General features: G+C 70.0%; 22 protein-coding genes. 10 read left to right on the top strand and 12 right to left on the bottom strand.

Features of this window, described 5'->3' with window-relative positions; translation table 11 throughout:
* Nucleotides 1-31 precede the first annotated feature (31 nt).
* The gene (locus AXZ95_RS03605; RefSeq protein ID WP_018189643.1) at nt 32-901 is read right to left on the bottom strand and encodes an SDR family oxidoreductase; all 870 of its coding nucleotides are present in this window, start codon (nt 899-901) and stop codon (nt 32-34) included.
* A 93-nt stretch (nt 902-994) separates the two neighbouring features.
* On the opposite strand from AXZ95_RS03605, the gene AXZ95_RS03600 reads away from it, so the two are divergent.
* A complete protein-coding gene (locus AXZ95_RS03600; RefSeq protein WP_018189642.1) occupies nt 995-1,390 on the top strand; it encodes a helix-turn-helix domain-containing protein in 396 nt (131 codons plus the stop codon).
* A gap of 20 nt (nt 1,391-1,410) precedes the next feature.
* Here AXZ95_RS03600 and AXZ95_RS03595 read toward each other — a convergent pair whose 3' ends face one another.
* Complete coding sequence (locus AXZ95_RS03595; protein WP_018189641.1) at nt 1,411-2,313, bottom strand: alpha/beta hydrolase; 903 nt, start codon at nt 2,311-2,313, stop codon at nt 1,411-1,413.
* Between the two features lie 56 nt (nt 2,314-2,369).
* Here AXZ95_RS03595 and AXZ95_RS03590 point away from each other — a divergent pair, with 56 nt between their 5' ends.
* Nucleotides 2,370-2,840 carry a MarR family transcriptional regulator gene (locus tag AXZ95_RS03590; protein WP_018189640.1) on the top strand — a complete coding sequence of 157 codons (471 nt, stop codon included), beginning with the start codon at nt 2,370-2,372 and terminating at the stop codon, nt 2,838-2,840.
* A gap of 40 nt (nt 2,841-2,880) precedes the next feature.
* Here the strand turns inward: AXZ95_RS03590 and AXZ95_RS03585 are convergent, their stop codons facing one another.
* The gene (locus AXZ95_RS03585; protein WP_018189639.1) at nt 2,881-3,417 is read right to left on the bottom strand and encodes a TetR/AcrR family transcriptional regulator; all 537 of its coding nucleotides are present in this window, start codon (nt 3,415-3,417) and stop codon (nt 2,881-2,883) included.
* Between the two features lie 104 nt (nt 3,418-3,521).
* Here AXZ95_RS03585 and AXZ95_RS03580 point away from each other — a divergent pair, with 104 nt between their 5' ends.
* The 4 genes from AXZ95_RS03580 (at nt 3,522) to AXZ95_RS03565 (ending at nt 7,289) form a co-directional block, all read left to right on the top strand.
* On the top strand, nt 3,522-4,526 hold the full coding sequence (locus AXZ95_RS03580; protein WP_018189638.1) for an amidohydrolase family protein: 1,005 nt from the start codon (nt 3,522-3,524) through the stop codon (nt 4,524-4,526).
* A 26-nt stretch (nt 4,527-4,552) separates the two neighbouring features.
* Complete coding sequence (locus tag AXZ95_RS03575) at nt 4,553-5,422, top strand: LysR family transcriptional regulator (RefSeq protein ID WP_018189637.1); 870 nt, start codon at nt 4,553-4,555, stop codon at nt 5,420-5,422.
* A 91-nt stretch (nt 5,423-5,513) separates the two neighbouring features.
* Nucleotides 5,514-6,215: a type 1 glutamine amidotransferase domain-containing protein gene (locus AXZ95_RS03570; protein WP_018189636.1), complete on the top strand. Its 702-nt coding sequence runs from the start codon at nt 5,514-5,516 to the stop codon at nt 6,213-6,215.
* Between the two features lie 87 nt (nt 6,216-6,302).
* Entirely contained in the window at nt 6,303-7,289 is a 987-nt protein-coding gene (locus tag AXZ95_RS03565) for an aldo/keto reductase (RefSeq protein ID WP_018189635.1), read from the top strand.
* Nucleotides 7,290-7,301: 12 nt separating this feature from the next.
* On the opposite strand, the gene AXZ95_RS03560 is transcribed toward AXZ95_RS03565, so the two are convergent.
* The 8 genes from AXZ95_RS03560 to AXZ95_RS03525 form a co-directional block, all read right to left on the bottom strand.
* Complete coding sequence (locus AXZ95_RS03560) at nt 7,302-8,384, bottom strand: LacI family DNA-binding transcriptional regulator (RefSeq protein WP_018189634.1); 1,083 nt, start codon at nt 8,382-8,384, stop codon at nt 7,302-7,304.
* An 86-nt stretch (nt 8,385-8,470) separates the two neighbouring features.
* Nucleotides 8,471-10,468 (bottom strand): beta-galactosidase, encoded by a 1,998-nt coding sequence (locus tag AXZ95_RS03555; protein WP_018189633.1) that lies wholly within the window; start codon nt 10,466-10,468, stop codon nt 8,471-8,473.
* Entirely contained in the window at nt 10,465-11,406 is a 942-nt protein-coding gene (locus AXZ95_RS03550) for a carbohydrate ABC transporter permease (protein WP_018189632.1), read from the bottom strand. The genes AXZ95_RS03555 and AXZ95_RS03550 overlap by 4 nt, the downstream gene beginning before the upstream one ends.
* A complete protein-coding gene (locus tag AXZ95_RS03545) occupies nt 11,399-12,352 on the bottom strand; it encodes a sugar ABC transporter permease (protein ID WP_018189631.1) in 954 nt (317 codons plus the stop codon). Before AXZ95_RS03545 ends, AXZ95_RS03550 begins: the two co-directional genes overlap by 8 nt.
* A 71-nt stretch (nt 12,353-12,423) precedes the next feature.
* Nucleotides 12,424-13,782, bottom strand: a complete 1,359-nt coding sequence (locus tag AXZ95_RS03540) for a sugar ABC transporter substrate-binding protein (protein ID WP_231371112.1) — start codon at nt 13,780-13,782, stop codon at nt 12,424-12,426.
* A 28-nt stretch (nt 13,783-13,810) separates the two neighbouring features.
* Nucleotides 13,811-15,913, bottom strand: coding sequence for a beta-galactosidase (locus AXZ95_RS03535; protein ID WP_018189629.1), 2,103 nt, complete (start codon nt 15,911-15,913; stop codon nt 13,811-13,813).
* Between the two features lie 142 nt (nt 15,914-16,055).
* Complete coding sequence (locus AXZ95_RS03530; RefSeq protein ID WP_018189628.1) at nt 16,056-17,054, bottom strand: LacI family DNA-binding transcriptional regulator; 999 nt, start codon at nt 17,052-17,054, stop codon at nt 16,056-16,058.
* Between the two features lie 40 nt (nt 17,055-17,094).
* On the bottom strand, nt 17,095-17,778 hold the full coding sequence (locus tag AXZ95_RS03525; RefSeq protein ID WP_018189627.1) for an SDR family NAD(P)-dependent oxidoreductase: 684 nt from the start codon (nt 17,776-17,778) through the stop codon (nt 17,095-17,097).
* A 102-nt stretch (nt 17,779-17,880) separates the two neighbouring features.
* On the opposite strand from AXZ95_RS03525, the gene AXZ95_RS03520 reads away from it, so the two are divergent.
* Entirely contained in the window at nt 17,881-18,720 is an 840-nt protein-coding gene (locus AXZ95_RS03520) for a helix-turn-helix transcriptional regulator (protein ID WP_018189626.1), read from the top strand.
* Nucleotides 18,721-18,797: 77 nt separating this feature from the next.
* Here the strand turns inward: AXZ95_RS03520 and AXZ95_RS03515 are convergent, their stop codons facing one another.
* Entirely contained in the window at nt 18,798-19,541 is a 744-nt protein-coding gene (locus AXZ95_RS03515; RefSeq protein ID WP_018189625.1) for a phosphotransferase, read from the bottom strand.
* 56 nt (nt 19,542-19,597) lie between these two features.
* Between AXZ95_RS03515 and AXZ95_RS03510 the strand changes: the two genes are divergently transcribed.
* The 3 genes from AXZ95_RS03510 to AXZ95_RS03500 all read left to right on the top strand — a co-directional run bounded on the left by AXZ95_RS03510 (nt 19,598) and on the right by AXZ95_RS03500 (nt 21,235).
* The gene (locus AXZ95_RS03510) at nt 19,598-19,864 is read left to right on the top strand and encodes a lipopolysaccharide assembly protein LapA domain-containing protein (RefSeq protein ID WP_018189624.1); all 267 of its coding nucleotides are present in this window, start codon (nt 19,598-19,600) and stop codon (nt 19,862-19,864) included.
* A gap of 65 nt (nt 19,865-19,929) precedes the next feature.
* A complete protein-coding gene (locus AXZ95_RS03505) occupies nt 19,930-20,472 on the top strand; it encodes a sigma-70 family RNA polymerase sigma factor (RefSeq protein WP_018189623.1) in 543 nt (180 codons plus the stop codon).
* On the top strand, nt 20,462-21,235 hold the full coding sequence (locus AXZ95_RS03500; RefSeq protein ID WP_018189622.1) for an anti-sigma factor: 774 nt from the start codon (nt 20,462-20,464) through the stop codon (nt 21,233-21,235). The genes AXZ95_RS03505 and AXZ95_RS03500 overlap by 11 nt, the downstream gene beginning before the upstream one ends.
* Nucleotides 21,236-21,287 lie beyond the last annotated feature (52 nt).

Genomic DNA, 21,287 nt, shown 5'->3' with positions numbered 1-21,287 from the left:
GGCACGAATCTGCCCGACGGGAAGGGTGCGACTAGGCCGCGGCCTCTGAGCGCGACTCCGCGAGGCCCTGCGCGAGCGGCGTCGTCGGGCGGCCGATCAGGTCGGCCAGCGTGCTGCGCACGTCGGCCAGCTCCCCGTCGCGGATGTTGCCGTCGAGCGCGACGACGAAGCCGGCCGTGCCCTCGTCGAGTCCCGCCTCGGTGAGGATGCGCGTGTGCTCCTCCGGCGAGACCGACCGGTAGACGACCTCACGTCCCACCAGCTCGCCGATCGTGGACGCCAGCTCGTCGAACGTCCAGGCGGAGTCGCCGCTCAGCTCGTAGACCGCATCCTCGTGGCTCGGGGTCATCAGCACGACGGCCGCGGCCTCCGCGTAGTCCTTGCGGGAGGCGCTCGCGACCCGTCCGTCGCCCGCGCTGCCGACGATCTCGCCGGTCGCGGCGGCCTGGTCGATCAGGCCGGTGTAGTTCTCGGTGTACCAGTTGTTGCGGAGGATCGTCACGGGCAGCGACGACGCGGTGAGCAGCTCCTCGGTCGCCTTGTGTTCCGGCGCCAGCACGAGCGCCCCGTCGGTCGCGTGCGGTGCGCTCGTGTAGACGAGCCGGCCGACGCCCGCGGCCTCGGCGGCCTCGATCGCGTTGCGGTGCTGCTGCACCCGCTTGCCCACCTCCGAGCCGGACACGATCAGCACGGCGTCCGCACCGGCGAAGGCCTCCGTGAGCGTCTCGGGCTTCTCGAAGTCGATGACGGCGGTCTGGACGCCCCGCGCTGCGAGCGGGGCGAGCCGCTCGGCGGAACGGCCGGCCGCGCGGATGTCGGAGGCGGCGACGCCGCGGGCGAGCAGGGAGTCGACGGTGAGGCGGCCGAGGTGGCCGGTGGCGCCGGTGACGACGATGGTCATGATGGGTTCCTTTCGATCGGACATCGGAGGCAACTCATCTCCGCGTCCATTACTTCCCCATCGCAGGTACCCACTTTTTGGTAAGTTACTGACGTGGACACCAGTCTTGCGTCACTCAACGGCTTCGGCTTCACCGACGGCGTGCTCCCGTCGGCGTGCCCGACCCGGATCGTCCTCAACCACGTCACCAGCACCTGGGGTGTGCTGGTGCTCGTGGCGCTCTCGCAGAGCGACCTCCGCTGGGGCGAGCTGCGCCGGACGGTGCAGGGCATCAGCGAGAAAATGCTGGCGCAGACGCTCCGCACCCTCGAGGCCGACGGCTTCGTGCTCCGCACGGCGCAGCCGACCATCCCGCCCCGGGTGGACTACAGCCTCACCGCCCGCGGGCACGAGCTGACCGAGCACCTACTGCCCCTGATGTCGTGGATCGCGGCGAACGCCGACGATATCCTCGCCGACGAGGAAGCCGAGCACCCCCAGCAGGCCTGATCCCGGCCGAGGCTGTACCGTCAGCCGGCGCGCAGCCGCTGCGTGATGAACAGGACAGCCCGATCGACGGCTTCGTCCGCCTCGTCGAGCATCCCCACGAAGGCGGGGAACACGTGGGGGACGTCCGCGACCACGTCGAGGATCACGTCGACGTCCGCCTCCCGCGCCCGGTCGGCGAGCCGCACGGAGTCGTCGAGCAGCAGCTCGTTGGTGCCGACCTGCAGCAGCATCGGCGGGAACCCGCTCAGGTCCCCGAGGATCGCGGGAGCGAGCAGCGGCTGGTGCGGATCCTGGCCGTCGAGGTAGAGCTCGCCGGTGCGGCGCATCCCCTCGGCGGTGAAGAAGGGATCGATCCCCTCCTTCGTCGCCATCGACCCTCCGGAGCGCGTGTGGTCGAGCCCCGGCGAGAAGGCGACGATGCCCGCCGGGACCGGGAGACCCGCATCCCGCGCCGCGAGTGTCGTCGTGACCGCCAGCCCTCCGCCCGCGGAGTCGCCGGCAAGCACGATCGACGCGGCGTCGGCGCCGTCGTCCAGCAGGGCCCGATAGGCGGACAGGCAGTCGTCGATCGCCGCGGGGAAGGGATGCTCGGGCGCGAGTCGGTAGTCGAGGGAGAGCGCCCGCACCCCGGTCCGCTCGACCAGATGCGCCGTCAGCGCCATCGCCGTCTCCGGCGAACCGAGCGAGAACGAGCCTCCGTTGAAGTAGAGGATCGTGCCTGCGCGTTGCCCCGTCGACGGCTCCACGAGAACCGCCGGTCGGCCGGCCACCTCGGTGGGGGTCCGGCGGACGGAGGAGGGGATGGGGAACTGGCTCATCAGCCGGGCGAAGCCCTCTCGCATGCTCTCGACCGAGGCCGGTCCGTCCGGCTGCGGCGCCTCCCGCAACTGCCGGTCGAGTGCTCGTCGCTGTTCCCTGCTCATGTTCTCTCCTCGTCGCCAACTACTTGCCGCGGCATGTATCTCATAGAATGTATGCCGTGGCAACTAAAAGTGCAACCGATGGCCTCATCCAGCTGTTCGACGACCTGGTCCGGTGCGAGACGCGGCTGTACAACGCGATCGGCGAGACACTGCGCCGAGAGCACGGCATCGCGACCTCGCAATACGAGTTCCTCCGCTACTTCCGCGACCACCCCGGCTCCCGCATCGCGGATGTCGCCACGAACTTCGCCGCGGGGATCGGCGCGATCAGCAAAGGTGTCGACCGCCTCGAAGCCCGCGGCTGGGTCACCCGCCATCCGAATCCGGCGGACGGGCGCTCCTCCCTGGTCAGCCTCACGCCCGCAGGCGCGGACCTCGTCGCCGACGCCGAGAGCACGTTCCGCGAGCGCCTCGCCGAACTCGTGTCCCCCGAGATGACGCCGTCGGACATCGATGCGATGGGCCCGGTCCTCGCGCGGCTCCGCACCGCTCTGGAGGGCGGCCGGGTCGGACTGCCCGTCGGCTAGCCGAGCAGGTCAGCCCGCGCCGGGATCGACCGGCGCGCCGTCAGGTGAGCGGTGCCAGCCAGGTGGCCGCCAGCGCCGCGATCTGAGCCTCATCGGCGTCCTTCAGCGGCGCGAGCTCGAGGAAGTGGCGGGCGATGGTGACGCCGAGGATGCTCGACACGATCGCCGCCGCGCGCAGCTCGGCGTCGTCACCCGAGAACGTGCGGGCCAGGTTCTCGGTGCGCTCCTGGAGATACTCGCGCATCACCGCAGCCGCCTCGGCAGAGGTGAGCATCGACCGCATGAGCGCTTTGGTCGCAGGCGACAGGTCCGTCAACCGGGCCTCGAGCACCTCCGCCAGGTGGGCCGGCACCCCTTCGGCCGTGAGATCGGCGGCCGGGCGGACGGCGAGCGCGAACAGCCCCTGCTTCGAGCCGTAGTGCTGCAGCACCAGGGACGGATCCACGCCGGCGCGTCGCGCGATGCCCCGGATGGTCGCTCCTTCTGCGCCATGCGCACCGAACTCGGCCTGTGCGGCGTCGAGGATCCGGGCGGCGGTCGCGGCGCGGCGTTGTGCGCGCGAGGGGGAGGCGTCCATGCGTTCACTCTACAGCTGGTGAGCGAATGTGGTACGGTCACTCAACAGTCGATGAGCGAATCGCTCTGAGCGCCCGGACTTCGAGAACACAGACAGGAGATGCCATGAGCGGGACCACGCAGGCCACGACCCCGGGTCTGGTCGGCATCGAGGAGCACTGGACCTTCGACGGGATCGATGCAGCGCTCCGCGCGCAGCCGCTCGGACTCCGCGACGAGAGCCTCGCGCTCAACGACCACGGCGGTGCGCGAGGCCGGCTCGCCGACGTGGACGCCGAGAGGATCGCGACGATGGATGCGCAGGGCGTCGCGCTGCAAGTGCTGTCGCTGGCGCCGCCCGGAGCACAGGGCCTCTCGAGGGCGGATGCGGCGGGGCTCAGCCGCGAGGCCAACGATGCTGCGGCCTCGATCGTGAGCGCGCATCCCGACCGGTTCCGGGCGATGGCGACGCTGCCGCTGGCCGACCCCGCGAGCGCGGCCGGGGAGCTCGAACGGGCATCCGCACTCGGCCTCACCGGCGCGATGGTCTACGGCCGCACCGGCGACATCCTGCTCGACGACCCCCGCTTCGACGACCTCTGGGCGGTCGCCGCGCGGCTGCGGCAGCCGATCTTCATCCACCCGCAGATCCCGCCGGCCTCCGTGCGTGCCGCCAGCTACAGCGGTTTCGGCGACATCGCCGACCTCGCCCTTGCCACCTTCGGGTGGGGCTGGCACCTCGAAGCGGGCACGGCGGCCCTCCGGCTGATGACCCGCGGCGTGCTCGATCGGCACACCGACCTGCAGCTCGTTCTCGGCCACTGGGGCGAACTGCTCCTGTTCTGGCACCAGCGGGCGGACGGCCTCGCCCGCGCCGCCGGACTCGAGCGATCGATCACCGAGTACCTACAGCAGAACGTCTGGATCACGGCATCCGGGATGCTGGACCCGGCCATGCTCCACCATGCGCTCGCGGTGACGACGCCGGACCGCATCCTGTTCTCCACCGACTACCCGTTCCAGCTTCCGACCCGCGACGAGATCGAAGTCTTCCTCGATGCGTTGCCCGACGAGACCGCTCGGGACGCGTTCGAATCCGGCAACGCGAGAACCCTGTTCGGCATCGGATGACACCCGCCGTCGCATAGGGTGACCCCGTGACCAGCCAGAGCCTCGACCACCTGCGCACGTTCGTGACGGTGTGGCGGACCGGCTCGCTGACCCGCGCCGCCGACCTGCTGGGCCTTTCGCAGCCGACCGTCTCCGCGCACATCCATGCGCTGGAGCGGTCGCTCGGATACGCCGTCTTCACCCGAGGGCCGGCCGGCGCCTCGGCCACGCCCAAAGGCACCGAGCTGGCCCGCGAGGTGGCCGCGCATCTCGACGCGATCGAGGATGCCACCGCCGGGTCCGGCGCGCCCGGCCCGCCGCGTCGATCGGTGCACATCGGCGGCGCTGCCGACATCCTCTCCCTGCTGGTCCTGCCGCGCATCGCCGAGGCGCGGGACGAGGTGGATGCGACCCTGCGGTTCGTGTTCGGCCTCGCCGACGACCTGCTCGACCAGCTGGCCGCTCGATCCCTCGACATCGTCGTGAGCGCGGTGCCCCCGCGCCGCCGCGGCATCACCAGCGTTCCCGTGTACGACGAGGAGTTCGTGCTGGTGGCAGCGCCGCGGTGGACGGGCACGACACTCGACGAGGTGCCCGTGGTCTCGTACGCCGAGAACCTGCCGATCATTCGCCGGTACTGGCGCAGCGAGTTCGGGAAGCGGCCGGAACCCGCGTCGATCGCGGCGATCATCCCGGACCTCCGCGGCATCCGCTCGGCCGTGCTCGCCGGCGCCGGCCTCTCCGTCCTCCCCCGCTACCTTGTGGAGGGCGACCTGGCCGAGGGATCGCTGGTTGCCCTCCACTCCCCCGAGGTGCCGCCGCTCAACACGCTGTACCTGGCGACGCGCGGTCGGGAGTGGGAGCGGGATGCGCAACTCGGCGCAGCGGCGGAGTTCCTCCGCCGCTGCCTGCGGTGACCATCCCAAGATTTCCGATGCCCGGGTGCGGTCGCACCGATCGGGAGCGACCGTTGCGGCCCGCCACAATCGGGGAGTCGAAAGGACCCCCATGTCGAACATCCTGATGGTCGTGACCGCGGCCGACTCCTTGACCCTCGCGGACGGCTCCGCGCATCCCACCGGTTTCTGGGCCGAAGAGCTCGTCGTCGCGCACCGCGACCTGACGGCTGCGGGGCACACGATCACCATCGCGACGCCCGGCGGCTGCATCCCGACCGTCGACCCCGGATCACTGACGGTCGAGATCGTCGGCGAACAGGCGAAGGTCGACGACTTCCGCGCCTACCTCGCCCAGATCTCGGACGACCTGGCGCATCCTCTCGCGCTCGACTCGGCGGTCGCCGCCGACTACGACGCGGTCGTGCTGCCGGGCGGCCACGGCCCGATGGCCGACCTGGCGTTCGATGCCGCACTCGGCTCCCTCCTGACCGAGGCGGATGCGCGCGGGACGCTGATCGCCCCCTTCTGCCACGGACCCGCCGGCCTGCTCAGCGCCGTCGACGCGTCCGGTGCGTTCGCCTTCGCGGGCCGGCGCCTGACGGTCTTCACGGACGAGGAGGAGCGCACGGGCGGTCTGCGCGAGAACACCCCCTGGTTCGTCGCCTCCACCCTGCGCGAGCGCGGTGCGCTCGTCGAGGACGGCGACGCGTGGACCTCGCACGTCGTTCGGGACGGCAATCTGATCAGCGGCCAGAACCCGCAGTCGAGCGAGGCGGTCGCGAAGGCGCTGGTGGAGGCGCTCGCCTCCTGACACGCGCATGCTGGCGGCGCGGTACCGCCGGTGCATCGCATCCGCGGTACCGTTGCTCCGCACCCCCGCCGATCAGGAGCCCGCCGCATGACCTTCGTCGCCGATCCCGCCCGCTACGACTCCATGCCCTACCGGCGCGCCGGCCGCAGCGGACTGCTGCTGCCCCCGCTGTCGCTGGGGCTGTGGCAGAACTTCGGGAGCACCCGCTCCTTCGAGACGCAGCGCGCGATCGTGCTCCGGGCGTTCGACGCGGGGATCACGCACTTCGACTTGGCGAACAACTACGGGCCTCCCCCTGGCGCCGCCGAGGAGGTGTTCGGCCGCATCCTCGCCACCGATCTGAAGGCGCACCGGGACGAGATCGTCGTCTCCACCAAAGCCGGTTACCTGATGTGGCCCGGCCCGTACGGCGACCACGGATCGCGCAAGTACCTCCTGTCGTCGCTCGACCAGAGCCTCGCGCGCCTCGGACTCGACTACGTCGACGTCTTCTACCATCACCGGCCCGACCTCGAGACACCGCTCGAGGAGTCGATGGGCGCCCTCACCACCGCCGTCGAGCGGGGCAAGGCCCTCTACCCCGCGATCTCGAACTACGGCGCGGAACGCACCACCGCTGCAGCCGCCCTGCTGGCCGGTTCCGGCACGCCGTTGCTGCTGCACCAGCCGCGCTACTCCCTCTTCGACCGCTCACCCGAGGACGGCGTGCTGGATGCGGTGGAGCAGGCGGGCGCCGCGGCCATCGTGTTCTCGCCGCTCGCCCAGGGCCTCCTGACCGACCGATACCTGGGCGGAGTGCCGGAGGGATCGCGCGCGGTCACCAGCGCGTTCCTCCACGAGTCCGACCTCACCGAGGACGTGCTCGCCCGGGTGCGTGCCCTCAACGACATCGCTGCCGGCCGCGGCCAGACGCTCGCCCAGCTCGCGCTGCAGTGGGTGCTCCGCAACCCGGTCGTCGTCTCGGCGATCATCGGCGCGAGCAGCGTGCAGCAGCTGGAGCAGAACCTCGGCGCGCTGGACGGGCCGGAGCTCACGGAGGACGTGCTCGCCGCGATCGACGCGGCGCTGGTCTGACGAAGCGGCGGCTCACGCCTCGGCGGCCACCGGCGTCTCCGTGGCCACCGGGGTCTCGTCGGCAGCATCCGCGGCGGCCGGCGCCGGCGGGGTCGACTCGCGCTGGATGACGCGGAACGGCACCGCGATCTCCTCCGGCTCGAGGGTGTCGGCGTCCTCCTCGATCCGCCGCACCAGCAGTTCGACGGCCCGGCGGGCGATCTCGTCGCGTCCGGGGTCGATGGTCGAGAGGGTCGGCATCGAGTAGTGCGTCTCGTCGATGTCGTCGAAGCCGATGAGGGCGACGTCGTCGGGGACGCGGAGACCCGCCTCCTGAAGCACGCGGAGCGCGCCCAGCGCGAGGGTGTCGTTGAAGGCGACGACCGCGTCGAACTCGAGGCCCGTCTCCAGGAACGCACGCATGGCACGGGCGCCGTCGGCACGGTGCCAGGTGCCGGCGGGGACGACGAAGCGCTCGTCGTAGGCGACGCCCGCGGCCTCCAGCGCCTCGCGGTACCCAGCAAGCCGAAGCCCGGCCGAGCCGATCACCTCGCCGGGGTGCGCGCCGATCGCGAGCACCCGACGGCGACCGCCGGCCAGCACCAGCTCGGTGGCGGCCCGGGAGCCCTCGACGTTCTGCATGGTCACGTGGTCCTTCGGACCGTTGAAGATCCGCTCGCCGAGCAGCACCATCGGGGTGTTGACCTCGGCGATGGCGTCACGGTCCGACTCGTCCAGGCCGAGCACGCTGTACAGGATGCCGTCGACCATGCGGCCGCTCCGGTTGCGCAGCACGGACAGCTCGCTGGCGCGGTCGTTTCCGAACTGCTCGATCAGCACCGAGAGCCCCCGCTCGCGCGCAGCCCGCATCACCGAGTCCGCGAGCTCGGCGAAGTACGCGTTCCGCAGCTCCGGGATGAGGAGGCTGATCACGTTGGTCCGCCCGGACCGCAGGCTGCGCGCCGAGAGGTTGGGCGTGTAGTCGAGCTCTGCGATGGCCGCGAGGACGCGCTGACGCGTGCTGTCCCGGACGTACGGGTAGTCGTTGATGACGTTCGAGACCGTCTTGATCGACACCCCGGCAAGCCGGCTCACGTCGTGCAGCGTCGCTGCCATTCGTCCTCCTGGTGGGCTGTCGTCCAACTGTACAACGTTGGACATCCGGAGAGGCGGTGGCCGCAGCGGCCCGGCTCCTCGCCCGCTCACTCCTCTCGGACGAGCGCCACCCCCTGCGGCTCCAGTCGAAGCCCGGCCGCCGACCCTCCCGTGAGGATGTCCGTGCCGGGCAGGTCGAGCGTCACCGCCTCCTGACCGTGGTTGATGGCGGCGAGGAACGCGCCGCGGCGGACGAACTCCACGCCCGGGATGCGCGGCAGCCGCTCCACCGCGGCCTCGGTCAGGATCGAATCCAGCAGCAGTCCGAGCGGTTCGGCATCGAGCCGGGTCGCGACGTACCAGGCTTGCCCGGAACCACGGGCGTTGCGGGTCACGGCCGGATGCCCGTCCAGCGCTCCGCCGTCGAAGACCGCCTCCACGTCGGCCGATTCGACGCGCACGTACTCCGACCAGAGCGACGCGGAGGCCCGGCCGCCGATGCGGTCGCCGCGGACACCGACGGCGGGCGGCTCGCCACCGCCGAGCGCGGCGAGATCCGGCGCGGCGGGCGGGGCGAACTCCTCCACCCAGAGCCCGAGCGTCTCGCGCAGCGCTCCGAGGTATCCGCCGGTGCGCACGTGGAGGTCGGGGTCGAGGATGCCGGTGAGATAGCCGACGACCAGCGATCCGCCTGCCGCAGCGTACGCGTCGAGAGCCTCCAGCTGGGCGTCGCTCGCGACGAACAGCGACGGGACGACGACGGCCCGATAGCCGGACAGGTCGCCCGTCGCCTGGACGAAGTCCACCGTCACGCCCGCCGCGGTCAGCGCGATGTGCCAGCCCAGGACGTCGGCGATGTACGAGATCGTGGTCGGCGACGCCTTCTGCTCGATCGCCCACCAGGAGTCCCAGTCGAAGACGATGGCGACCTGAGCGGGAACGGGTCGCCCGAGCAGGCCATCGACCGACGACAGCGTCGCCAGTTCGGATCCGAGCTGCTCGACCTCGCGGAAGACGCGCGTGTCCGTGCCGCCGTGGGGCAGCATCCCGGCGTGGAATTTCTCCGCGCCGGCGACCGCCTGCCGCCACTGGAAGAAGAGGATGCCGTCGGCCCCGCGCGCGATGCTCTGGTACGACCAGGCCCGCATCTGCCCGGGGAGCTTCGCGGCGTTCCGCTCGCGCCAGTTCACAGCGCCGGGCGACTGCTCCATCAGCAGCCAGGGCGCGCCGCCGCCGAGCGAGCGCATCAGGTCGCGCTGCATCGCGCCGTACGCCGGGGCGAGAGGATCGGCGGGATCGGGGTACGAGTCGTCGGAGACGATGTCGACCTCCTGCGCCCACGTCCAGTAGTCGACCGGCTTGAAGAAGCCCATGAAGTTGGTCGTGATCGGAACGTCCGAGTGCGAGCGGATGATCGCCGCCTCTGCGCGGAAGCAGTCCAGCAGCTCGTCCGAGCTGAAACGGTCGAAGTCCAGCACCTGGGTCGGGTTCTTGAAGGTCGGGGCGGCACGCGGCGGGAGGATCTCGTCGAAGCCGGCGTAGTGCTGCGACCAGAAGGCCGTGCCCCACGCGTCGTTGAGCGCCTCGATGGTGCCGTACTTCCGCTCCAACCAGACCCGGAACGCCGCCGCCGACGCGTCGCAGTAGCAGTGGCTGACATGGCAGCCGTACTCGTTGTTGACGTGCCAGAGCGACAGCGCCGGGTGGTCGGCGTAGCGTTCGACGATCCGCTCGACCAATCGCGCGGCGTAGCGCCGGTACACCGGCGAGCTCGGGCAGTAGGCCTGCCGGCTCCCCGACGAGAGCGTAACGCCGTCGACCGTCACCGGCAGCATCTCGGGATGCTTCAGCGCCAGCCACGGCGGCGGCGAAGCGGTCGCCGTGGCCAGGTCGACGCGCACTCCGCCCGCGTGCAGCAGGTCGAGCACCTCATCCAGCCAGGCGAAGTCGAACTCGCCGTCCCTCGGTTCGATGCGCGCCCACGAGAAGATGCCGACCGACGCGATGTTCACGCCCGCCCGGTTCATCAGGCGCACGTCCTCGCGCCACACCTCCTCCGGCCACTGCTCGGGGTTGTAGTCGCCGCCGTACCAGAATCCACTCACTCTTTGACACTCCCGCTCGCTAGTCCGGTCGTCCAGTATCGCTGCAAGAAGAGGAACGCGATGACCAGAGGGATGATCGACACGAGCGAACCCGTGATGACGACGGAGAACAGCGCCTGCGATCCCCCGCCCGCCGCGCTCGTCGCCTGCTGTTGGGCGAGCCCCACCGTCAGCGGGTAGAGCTCGGAGCTGTTCAGCATGATCAGCGGCAGGAAGTAGTTGTTCCAGGTGCCGACCAGCGCGAACAGGAACACCGTGACGATCCCCGGTCCGAGGAGGCGGAGACCGACCTGCCAGAAGATGCGGAACTCGCCCGCGCCATCCACTCGGCCGGCCTCGATCATCGAGTCGGGGATGGCATCCGCCGCGTACACCCGCATCAGGAACACGCCGAACGGGCTGACCAGCGACGGCACGATGACCGCGGCCGGGGTGTTCGTGATGCCGATCTGGCTGAACATCAGGTAGGTCGGGAGGGCCAGCGCGGTCAACGGGATCATGATCGCCCCGAGCACCACGCTGAACATCAGCACGGAACCCGGGAAGCGGTACTTGGCGAACGCGTATCCCGCCATGGTCGCGAGCAGCGATGCACCGATCGCGCTCACCAGCGCGTAGACGAGCGTGTTGATCGCCCAGTGCAGGTAGATGCCGTTCTGCGCCGTGAAGACCGCACCGATGTTGGTGAACAGGTCGAAGGTGCGTCCGAAGGCGAACCCGAAGGTGGTGAACAGGTCGGCGTTGCTCTTCGTGGATGCGATGAACAGCCAGACGATCGGGAGCACGAAGTACAGCGCGCAGATCCAGAGCATCACGGTGAGCAGGGTGCTGCGCTGCGTCTCCCGGTTGTAGGCCCGTGCGCCGCGGCGCCCGGTCCGGCGGCGCGGCGAGGCGTCGTCGACAGTCGGCAGCGGGCTGCCGGTGGCGGTCTCAGTCATTGCGGGCCTCCTTCCGCTGGGTTGAGAGCTGGACGACGTACGACACGACCGCGATCACCAGGCCGAGCAGGAAGGCGATGGCGGCGGCGTAGTTGACGTCCTGGTTCGTGAACGCCAGGTTGTACGCGTAGTAGTTGGGCGTGTAGCCGTTGTCGATCACGTTCGGCGCGAGCGCGTGCAGCAGGCTCGGCTCGTTGAACAGCTGGAACGTTCCGATGATCGAGAAGATCACCGTCAGGATGATGGCGGGACGGATGCCGGGGATCTTGATGCTCCACGCCACCCGCCACTGGCTGGCGCCGTCGATCTCGGCCGCCTCGAACAGCTCCGTCGGGATCGAGCGGAGCGCCGCGTACATGATGATCATGTTGTAGCCGACGAAGGCCCACGTGACGATGTTCATCATCGAGCCGAGCATGTTCTGGTCGCTCAGCAGGTCGGGAGCTCCGAGGCCGACCGCACGGAACAACTGGGCGATCGGGCCGAAGTCGTTGCCGTACAGGTAGCCCCACATCAGCGTCGCGACCACGCCGGGCACGGCGAACGGCAGGAAGATCAGGAGCCGCAGGGCGACAGAGCCGCGCACGCGTCCGCTGTCGAGCGCGAGCGCGAAGAACAGCGACAGCGCCAGCATGATCGGAACCTGGATGACGAGGAAGAGCGCCATGCGCCCGACGCCCGCGAGGAAGTCCGGGTCGGTGAACGCCCGGACGTAGTTGGCGAAGCCGGCGAAGGTCTGGCCGCCGATCAGCTGCGTCGTGAAGAGGCTGAGGTAGCCGGAGTAGAACAGCGGCAGCAGGAGCATGACGATGAAGACGATCATGAAGGGCGCCACGAACAAGTAGGCGGCGATGTTCAGCCGGCGCTGGTTCGCGTTCCGCCGGGGCCGCTGCTTCTCCGCGTGCTCGCGCGTGCGCACCCTCCCGGGTGCGACGGACTGGGTCATGGTGAACTCCCTTGTTCGAGCCGAGGGTGCGGGCCGGCGGCGGATGGCGCATCCACCGCCGGCCCCGACCCCTACTTGTTGACGGAGAAGCCCTGCTGGGTCCCGTAGCTGACCAGCGCCTTCTGCCAGGCGTCGAGCCCGGCGGAGAGATCGCCCTTCGCGGCGAGCGCCTTGCCCATCGTCTCGGTGTAGCTCGAGTAGGCGTAGTCCATGTAGGGCAGCCAGTCGAACTTGGTGTCGACGGTGGTGGAGATGTTCGCGAACAGCTTGTTGACCTCCTGGCCGCCGTAGAACTCGGCCTTCTGGTCGACGAACGCCGGGTCCTTCAGCGTGGAGTTCAGCGTCGGGAAGAGGAACTGCTTGTTGGCGAACATCAGCGTCGACTCCGGGTCGTTGTTGATGAACTTGGCCAACTCGTAGGCCGCGATCGGGTTCTTCGTGGTTTTGAGGACCGCGTCGGAGGACCCGCCCCAGTTGCCCGAGGCCGGCTTCGTTCCGGGTGTCTGCGGCAGCTCGGCCGCTCGCCAGAGTCCGGAGGTCTTGGCCGCGGTGCCCTGGAGGAACACCGGAGCCCACGCCGCGGTCAGCCAGCCGGCGTACTTGCCGTTGGCGAGACCCTGGTACCAGCTGTCGGTGAAGTCCGGGTCGGTGGAGACGTATCCCTTCTGGATGAGGTCCTGCCAGTACGACGCGACCTTCTTGGCCTCTGCGCTGTTGACGTCGACCGTGACGCCCTTCTTGCCGTCGTAGCCGAACGGCTTCACGCCGGCCTGCCAGAGGAGGCCGAGCATCTGACCCGCCTGGCTGGAGGCGAGGTTCGACATGTAGACGCCGGTCTTCTCCTTCACCGTCGCGGCGTCGGTCGCGTACTGGTCCCACGTGGTCGGGGGCGTGGTGACGCCGGCCTTGTCGAGGATGTCCTTGCGGTACAGGTTGCCCATCGGGCCGGAGTCCTGCGGCACGGCGTAGACGCCGTTGTTCTGCTTCACCTGGTTCCACACCCACGGCACGTACTGGTCGCCGAGGTCGTTCGCGCCGTAAGGCGTGAGGTTCAGGAGGCTGTCGGTGACGGTGAACGACGAGATGTACTGGAACTCGATCTGCGCGACGTCCGGGGCGCCCTTGCCCGCCTTCAGTGCCGTGCGCAGCTTCTGGTAGTGGGGAGCGCCCTGGCCGACGTTCTCGACCTTGACCTTGATCGCGGGGTACTTCTTCTCGAAGAGCGCGACCTCGTTCTTGATGTCGGGCACCCACGTCCAGAAGGTGAGGGTGGTCGGCGTCTTCATCGCCTTGTCGATGTCGGACTGCGAGACCGGCTTGGTGTTGTCGGCGGTTCCGCCTCCACCGCCGGTGCAGCCGGTCAGCACGAGGGCGACGGCCAGGAGGCCGGTGCCCAGCGCCACTGCTGTTCTCGGTGCTTTCTTCCTCATGAGCGTTCTCTTTCTCTTGGTGTTCCGGTCACGCCTGTGAACCGGCGACCTCGAACACGGCGACGCCGCGCGGTTCGAGGGTGAAACGGGACCCGGCGGCGAACCGCTCGCCGGTGTCCAGGTGGATGCTGTCCGCCGGCACGGTGACCACATGCTCGGTCGCGGACCAGTTGTGCACGAAGGCGACGTCGTGGCCGCCGGTGCGCCCGGTGCTGACGGTGACGGGTGACGCGGTCTGCCAGCGCGCGGCGGCGGTCTCGGGGACCAGCCAGCGCGCGAGGCTGCGGGCGAGTTCCCGGTTGGGGACCGTTCCGACGTAGGTCACGCGGCCCGCGCCGAACGGCGCGGTCGTGATGGCGGCGTCGGCTCCGAGCTCGGTGGGCTCGTACGACACGAGCGTTGTGGCCGCCTCGACGTTGAGCACGTCGACCCAGGCCGTCGCCTGCGCGCCCGGCTCGAGGTCGAATCCTTCGTCTGCGGCCGTGACCGCCAGCGGCTCGGCGAGGTTGCTGTACTCGTCGTACCAGACGCCGGCGGCGTCGTGCAGCCGATCGGGAGCGACAGCGCGGCGGGCACGGGCGAGCTCATCGCCGTACCCGGTCCGGATGCCCAGCACGAGGTGTCCGCCCGCTTCGGCGTAGGCGCGCAACGCATCGAGAGTCGCGTCGTCGGCGACGTACTCAGCGGCAGCGACGAGGATGGGATGCTCGGCGACGAGGTCGGCCGCGGACCGCTGCACGAACTGCTGGGTGTGCTGCACCCTGACCTGCGCGCCGACCTCGCTGAAGCCGCGGTAGAACGCATCGGCGATGCGGGCGTAGGAGGTGCCGTCCGGTCCTCCGTCGTCGGTCGCGAGGGGCGGATACGTCTCGAACGACCACAGGGTGTCGGTGGAGTGCAGCATGAGCACGTCCGCATCCGGCACGAACCCGTCGAGCGCGTCGCCCAGCCGCCCCAGGCTCGCGCCCAATTCGGCGACCTCGCGGTAGATGCGGCCGGGCACCTGGCTGTGCGGGAGGACACCGCCCCAGTACGTCTCCACCCCGAAGTGGAGGGTGTGCCAGTGCCAGTACTCGATCATCCGGGCGCCGCGGCTGATCAGCGCATACGCTGCCTGCTTGATCTGGCCGGGGAACGGCGGCTGGTTCTGCCACGGTCCGCCGATCGACTGGGCATTGGTCTCGGTGACGAGGAACCGCTCCTGCGCCGATGAGAAGGCGCGGTCGCCCCACTGGAACAGCGCCCACGGGCCGGTGTGCCACCACTGGGCGCGGCGCGGGAGGTCGACGTCGGCCGAGAGACCGTCCTGCATCAGGTAGTAGGGGTTCCCCGCGGTGATATCGAGTGAGGAGACGAGCTCGTCGTCGGAGATCTGCGGCCGGGAGTACGAGATGCAGGTCGTGACGAACTGGTCGTCCCTGGCGTACTCGCGCACGATCTCGGCCTGCCACGCGATGAGGTCGGTGGCCTGCTCGCCCTGGAACCGGCGCCACTCCAGCTGGTACTGCGGCATCAGGTTGCCGCCCGGGCGCCACAGCTCCGACCATTCGGCGATGCGGTGCGACCAGTAGACGAGCCCCCACTCGTCATTGAGGCGCTCGACCGTGCCGTAGCGCCTCCGGAGCCAGGAGACGAACGCCTGGAAGGTCGTCTCGTTGTGCGGGAGGTTGTTGCCCGGCTCGTTGTCGACCTGCCAGCCGATCACGGCCGGGTGGTCGGCATAGCGCGCGACCACCTTCCGGATGATGCGCTCGGCGTACCAGCGGTAGACGGTCGACGACTGGTCCATCTCCTGGCGGGCTCCCCAGCCGATGGCGTGCCCGCGCCCGTCGATCGCCGCGATCTCGGGGTGGAGCGTCTGCAGCCACGGCGGGATGGCGTAGGTCGGCGTCCCGAGAATGACCGCGATGCCGCGGGCGTGGGCTGCGTCGAGCACCGGCTGCAGCCAGTCGAGGTCGAACTCGCCGTTCCGCGGCTCCCAGGTGGACCACACCGACTCGCCGACCCGGATGACGGTGAACCCCGCCTCCGACATCAGGTCGAGGTCACGATCGAGCGTCCCCTCCTGCTGGTACTCGGCGTAGTAGGCGGCTCCGAAGAGCACACCGGGGAACGGGGGGTTCTGCGTCATCGTCGACCTTCCGCATCGTTGCGTCGTGCTGTGTGTTGTCGACAACATCCTGTAGCGCGTGCACTGAATGTTGTCGACAACATTTCCTGGTCGTGATGCTACACAGACCGATGCTCGGCGCACAACCACCGAGACCGGATGGTTACTTTCCGGCTGTCGGCGCTTCGGCCGTCGAGCCCCTCTGCACCAGCTCCGGCAGGCGGTAGCCCGGCACGTCGGCTGTGTCTGCGCCCTCGATCTTCGCGATCAGCACGTTCATCAGGTACGCGCCCTCGCCCTCGAAATCGAGGCGGATGGTCGACAGCGACGGCAGGTGAAAGCGCGACTCGGGGGCGTCGTCCATCCCGATCACGCTCACGTCGTCCGGCACCCGGCGGCCGCGCTCCGCAAGGCCGAAGATCAGGCCGATCGCCATGCTGTCGTTGGCGAGCGCGACCGCCGTCACGTCGTCCGGGAGCTCCTGTGCGGCGCGGTAGCCGGCCTCGGCCGACCAGTCGCCCTCGTACTCCCACACCACATCGAGGTCTCGTTCCGCCGCAACGGCGAAGAAGCCGCTGCGCCGCTCCCCCGCCGCGATCCAGACACCCGGCCCGTTCACGAAGGCGACGCGGCGATGCCCGAGGTCGGCGAGATGCGCCGCCGCGAGCCGGCCGGGATGTGCCCGCGGGTTGGTGCCGGAGGACGAGAGCCCCTCCCCCGAGTCGATCGAGATCGGGACGTCGAGTCCGCGATTGGCGACGGCCTCGCGCACCACGTCGGTCTGGGCCGTCGCGAAGACACCCGCGATCTGGTGCTCCATCACCACATCCAGTGCGGCGTCGACCGAGTCGGCGTCCTCCCCGTCCATCGACGCGATGTCGAGAACGTAGCCGCGGCTCCGCGCCGCGGTCGTGGCCCCGGCGATGATGCGCCCGGGTCCGGAGAGCTCCATCCGGTGGGCGAGGATGCCGATCCGGTTGGACTGCCGCGAGCGCAGCCAGCGGGCGGCGCCGTTCGGCCGGTAGTTCAGTTCGTCGATCGCGGCTTGGACTTTCTCCCGCGTCGCGGGCCGGATCCCCTCGAAGCCGTTGAGGAACCGGGTGACCGTCTGGTGCGAGACCCCCGCGTGGCGTGCCACATCGTAGATGGTGGCGCGTTTCATGGAATGAAGTGTAGCCACACCGCGCGAGGGCCCCGTCCGGTCAGTACTCGATGCGTCCGAAGCGGTTGTGGAACTCGCCGGTCGGGCCATCGGCACCGAGGGTGGCCAGCGCGACCGTTGCGTCCGTCCCCTCCTGAACGGTCTGGTGCCCGCTGTACCCGTTGAACTCGGTCGCGGTGTAGCCCGGATCGCTCGCGTTCACCCGGAACCCGGGCAGTCCCTTGGCGTACTGCACGGTCAGGGCGATGACCGCCGCCTTGGATGCCGCGTAGGCGATGCCGAGCACCGGATGCTCGTCGTGCCCGGGCGTCGACAGCCAGCGCGGCCAGCCCACTCCCGAGGCGACGTTCACGATGACCGGCGCCGCCGAGCGGCGCAGCAGGGGAAGGCAGGCCTGCGTGACCCGGGCGACGCCGACGACGTTCGTGTCGAGCGTCTGCCGCATCGCCTCGATGTCGAGGTCGTCGGCACCCTGCCGTCGGCCGCCGAGCACGCCGGCGTTGTTGACCAGCACATCCAGTTCCGGCAGGGAGGCGACCGCCGCATCCACGCTGCCCTGGTCGGTGACATCGAGGGCCAGCGGGATGGCGCCCAGCGCTCGCGCCTCGTCTCCTGCCGCGATATCGCGCATCCCGGCGTAGACCGTGTGCCCGGCTGCGATGAGCCGGCGGGCGGTCTCGAGGCCGAGGCTGCGGTTGGCTCCTGTGATCAGTGTCGTCGTCATGACCTCGATCCTGCGCGCCCGCCGCGCGGGTGCCCAGGCACCGGCCTTCGGGGGTACCGGCAGTACCAGGGTCGGGCGGGCGACCGGACGTACGATGAGGCCATGAGCGAGTTCGCGGCGGTGCTGCGGTCGTGGCGCGACCGGGTCGACCCGGTCGAGGTAGGGCTCCCCGCCGGCCCGGGCCGACGGACGCCGGGCCTCCGCCGCGAAGAGCTCGCCGCCCTCGCCGGCGTGAGCGTCGACTACATCGTGCGCCTGGAGCAGGGTCGCGCGACGAACCCGTCACCCCAACTGCTCAGCGCGCTCGCCCGTGCCCTTCGGCTCTCCGCCGAGGAACGCGACCACCTGTTCCGGGTGGCCGGTGCTGCGGCGTCGCCGGCGGGCAGCATCCCGAGGCACCTCACGCCGGGCGTGCAGCGCATCCTCGACCGGATCGGGGATGTGCCGCTCGCGGTGTTCACGGCGTCGTGGGACTTCCTCGTCTGGAACCCGTTGTGGGCGGCGCTGCTGAAGGATCCGTCGGAGATGACGGGGCTGGACCGCAATCTGGTCTGGCGGCACTTCACCCACGGCCACTCGGGGGTCGAATTCGACGACATCCATGCCGAGGAGTTCTCGGCCGACCTCGTCGCCGACCTCCGCCAGGCGCACGGCCGCTACCCCGCCGACCGCGACCTCGAACGCCTGATCGGCCGGCTGCGTGCCGCCTCGCCCGACTTCGAGCGCCGCTGGGCCACGGCCCGCGTCGCCGCGCACCGCTCCAGCAGGAAGACGATGACCGACACGATCGTCGGCCCGATCACCGTCGACTGCGACGTGCTGACCGTGCCCGACGGGGACCTGCGCATCGTCGTCTACACCGCGGTGCCGGGCAGCGAGGATGCAGCCAAGCTCGACCTGCTGCGCGTCGCAGGCGTGGAGCGGTTCGCCCCCACGCCCTGACCTCCCCCGAGATTCGTGCCGAATGTGCGCTTTGCGCCGCTCAAAGCGCACATTCGGCACGAATCTCGGCCCGGGTTTTAGAGGGCGCGTGCCCATATGTCGGGGTGCGCGGTGACGTAGCGGGTCACCGCCTGCCAGTGCGCTCCGTGCCCGGTCTCGTACATCGTCGCCCACGGCTCCCGACCCGCGCGGTTCGACGAGTGGAGCAGGTCGTACATCGCCTGCGTCCTACGGCCCATCTCGGTCGGGAGGTTGGCGCGCAGACTCTTGTCGGCGCCGTACCCGTCGACGAATGCCGCGAGCGCCCGGGCGGCGTCCTCGGCGGCGCGACCGGGATCGTTGAGCGTGAATGCCTGGGCGGCGTAGGCCAGATCCCAGAGGCGGGTGCTGGGGGCGGAGGCGTCCCAGTCGATGAACAGCCAGCGGTCGCCCACCATCAGGTTCCAGGGGGCCAGGTCGTTGTGGCAGACGAGCTCCGCGCCCGGTGCAGGGATCGCCGTCTCCCAGACCGCGCCCGGCGGCGGGACGAACGCGGCACTCGCGTCGTGGATGGCGCGGACCATCTCCCCGACCCGATGCAGCTCGGACAGGGTGAGCGGGTCAGCATCCATCGCCAGACGGCCCGGCACGAACTCCTGGACCTGCCGCCCCTCGTCGTCGCGGCCCAACGGGGCGGGCGCATCCACACCGGACTCCCGCAGGTGCTCGACGAACGACACGACGCTCGGCGCCGCCGCCGTCCACGGCTTCCGGACCGTGTCGCCGATGCGCACCACCGCGCCCCCGGCGTTTCCCCCGGCGAGCGCCTCTTCCTCATCCACAGGTCGAGGCTAGCCGCCCCTGGCGACCCACCCCTCCTCGCCGCCATACTGACCGGATGAGCAGCGCGGGGAACACCGGCCGGGATGACGAGAACCGTCTGACGCGGTTCCTGAAACGCAAGTGGCTGGCGATCGTCCTCATCCTGCTGTTGGTGATCGTGGCCGTGCAGAACCTCGTCGGCGGCGACCGTGCGACCATCTTCGTGCTGTGGACGCAGGTTCAGGTGCCGACCTGGCTGCTGGTGGTGCTGGTCTTCCTGATCGGCGGAGTCGTCGGCTGGGTGCTCGCGCGCAACCGTGCGGCCAGGCGCGCGCGGCGCTGAGGCGTTTTTCGCCAGAACACGGCCGTTTCCTCGCTTTATGCGGACCTGGGAGCGATGATGACTGCGTGGATGACACCGAGCGTTCACTCGTCGGCGCCCTGCATGCCGGCGATGTGTCCGCGATCGAGCTGTTGTACCAGCGCTGGGGACGGCTGGTCTACACGCTCGCGCTGCGCTCGCTCGGCAACGTCGCCGACGCCGAGGACGTGACGCAGCAGGTGTTCGTCGCCGCCTGGCAGGGACGCGCGGGATTCGATCCGGAGCGCGCGAAGCTCAGTACGTGGCTGATGGCGATCACCCGCCATAAGATCGTCGACGCGTACGAGGCGCGGGCGAAACGTCAGCGCGAACTGGAGGCCTTCATGGAGAGCGTCTACCTCCAGTCGCTGAGCTGGACGGACGAGATCGCCGACAGCGTCGCCATGAGCCAGGAGCTCGACCAGCTGGAGCCGGTGGCGCAGCAGATCATGCGGCTCGCCTTCTACGATCGGCTGACCCATACGCAGATCGCGGCGAAACTCGACCTTCCGTTGGGTACGGTCAAGAGTCATATCCGGCGCAGCCTCCTCCGGCTGCGGGCACGGTTGGAGGACGCGGATGACGCATAGCGACCCGGATGTCCTCGCGATGCTCGCCCTCGGCGAGACCGACATCGACGCGAGAGACGTCGACCACGTGATGACCTGCCCGCAGTGCAGGACGGAGCTGGAGCGCCTGACGCGTGTGACGCGTGCGGCGCGTGAGAACGGCCCTGTCGACTTCGCCCTGCAGGAGCCCTCTCCCCGCGTGTGGGAGAACATCAACGCGCAGCTGACGCTCGAACCGCCCGCGACCTCCAGCGTGGCGGTCGACGACGGCATCCCCTCGGCCACTCGGGCTGATGCTTCCCCGACCCGGGATGTCGCCCCGCGTCGCCGGGGACGCGGCGGCCGTCGTCGCTGGCCGTACCTGGTCTCCGCCGCAGCGGTCGTGCTCGTCGCCGTCGCGGTGGCTCTCGTCGTGTTCATCCGTCCGGCGCCCCAGGTGGAGGCGCAGGCCACGCTGGCCGGACTGCCCGCGTGGTCGACCTCCAACGGTCAGGCCACCATGGAGCGGGAGCCCGACGGCACGACGGTCCTGGCGGTCGAGCTGGACTCCCCGGCCGTGCACTCCCCGGGCACCGCGTACCGCGAGGTGTGGCTGATGAACAGCGACCTCACGAAGGCGATCAGCGTCGGACTCCTGGATGGAGGCACGGGTCGCTTCGTGATGCCGCCCAACATCGCCGCCGCCGACTACCCGGTCGTCGACATCTCGCAGCAGCCGCTCAACGGCGATCCGGCGCACTCGGGCGACAGCATCGTCCGGGGCACCCTGTCCGCGGCACGCTGACCCGGCCCAGCTCCGCTTCCTCTGTTTCCTCCGGTTCCCCCGCGAATCCGAA

The sequence above is a fragment of the Leifsonia sp. 115AMFTsu3.1 genome (assembly GCF_004362795.1).
Classification (GTDB): domain Bacteria; phylum Actinomycetota; class Actinomycetes; order Actinomycetales; family Microbacteriaceae; genus Leifsonia.
This window is presented reverse-complemented; position numbering and strand designations above follow the sequence as displayed.

Coding starts and splice junctions, on each gene's coding strand:
- AXZ95_RS03605 (WP_018189643.1), bottom strand. CDS start 901: ATGACCATCGTCGTCACCGGCGCCACCGGCCACCTCGGCCGCCTCACC.
- AXZ95_RS03595 (WP_018189641.1), bottom strand. CDS start 2,313: ATGAGCAGGGAACAGCGACGAGCACTCGACCGGCAGTTGCGGGAGGCG.
- AXZ95_RS03585 (WP_018189639.1), bottom strand. CDS start 3,417: ATGGACGCCTCCCCCTCGCGCGCACAACGCCGCGCCGCGACCGCCGCC.
- AXZ95_RS03580 (WP_018189638.1), top strand. CDS start 3,522: ATGAGCGGGACCACGCAGGCCACGACCCCGGGTCTGGTCGGCATCGAG.
- AXZ95_RS03570 (WP_018189636.1), top strand. CDS start 5,514: ATGTCGAACATCCTGATGGTCGTGACCGCGGCCGACTCCTTGACCCTC.
- AXZ95_RS03565 (WP_018189635.1), top strand. CDS start 6,303: ATGACCTTCGTCGCCGATCCCGCCCGCTACGACTCCATGCCCTACCGG.
- AXZ95_RS03560 (WP_018189634.1), bottom strand. CDS start 8,384: ATGGCAGCGACGCTGCACGACGTGAGCCGGCTTGCCGGGGTGTCGATC.
- AXZ95_RS03550 (WP_018189632.1), bottom strand. CDS start 11,406: ATGACTGAGACCGCCACCGGCAGCCCGCTGCCGACTGTCGACGACGCC.
- AXZ95_RS03545 (WP_018189631.1), bottom strand. CDS start 12,352: ATGACCCAGTCCGTCGCACCCGGGAGGGTGCGCACGCGCGAGCACGCG.
- AXZ95_RS03540 (WP_231371112.1), bottom strand. CDS start 13,782: ATGAGGAAGAAAGCACCGAGAACAGCAGTGGCGCTGGGCACCGGCCTC.
- AXZ95_RS03535 (WP_018189629.1), bottom strand. CDS start 15,913: ATGACGCAGAACCCCCCGTTCCCCGGTGTGCTCTTCGGAGCCGCCTAC.
- AXZ95_RS03530 (WP_018189628.1), bottom strand. CDS start 17,054: ATGAAACGCGCCACCATCTACGATGTGGCACGCCACGCGGGGGTCTCG.
- AXZ95_RS03525 (WP_018189627.1), bottom strand. CDS start 17,778: ATGACGACGACACTGATCACAGGAGCCAACCGCAGCCTCGGCCTCGAG.
- AXZ95_RS03520 (WP_018189626.1), top strand. CDS start 17,881: ATGAGCGAGTTCGCGGCGGTGCTGCGGTCGTGGCGCGACCGGGTCGAC.
- AXZ95_RS03510 (WP_018189624.1), top strand. CDS start 19,598: ATGAGCAGCGCGGGGAACACCGGCCGGGATGACGAGAACCGTCTGACG.
- AXZ95_RS03500 (WP_018189622.1), top strand. CDS start 20,462: ATGACGCATAGCGACCCGGATGTCCTCGCGATGCTCGCCCTCGGCGAG.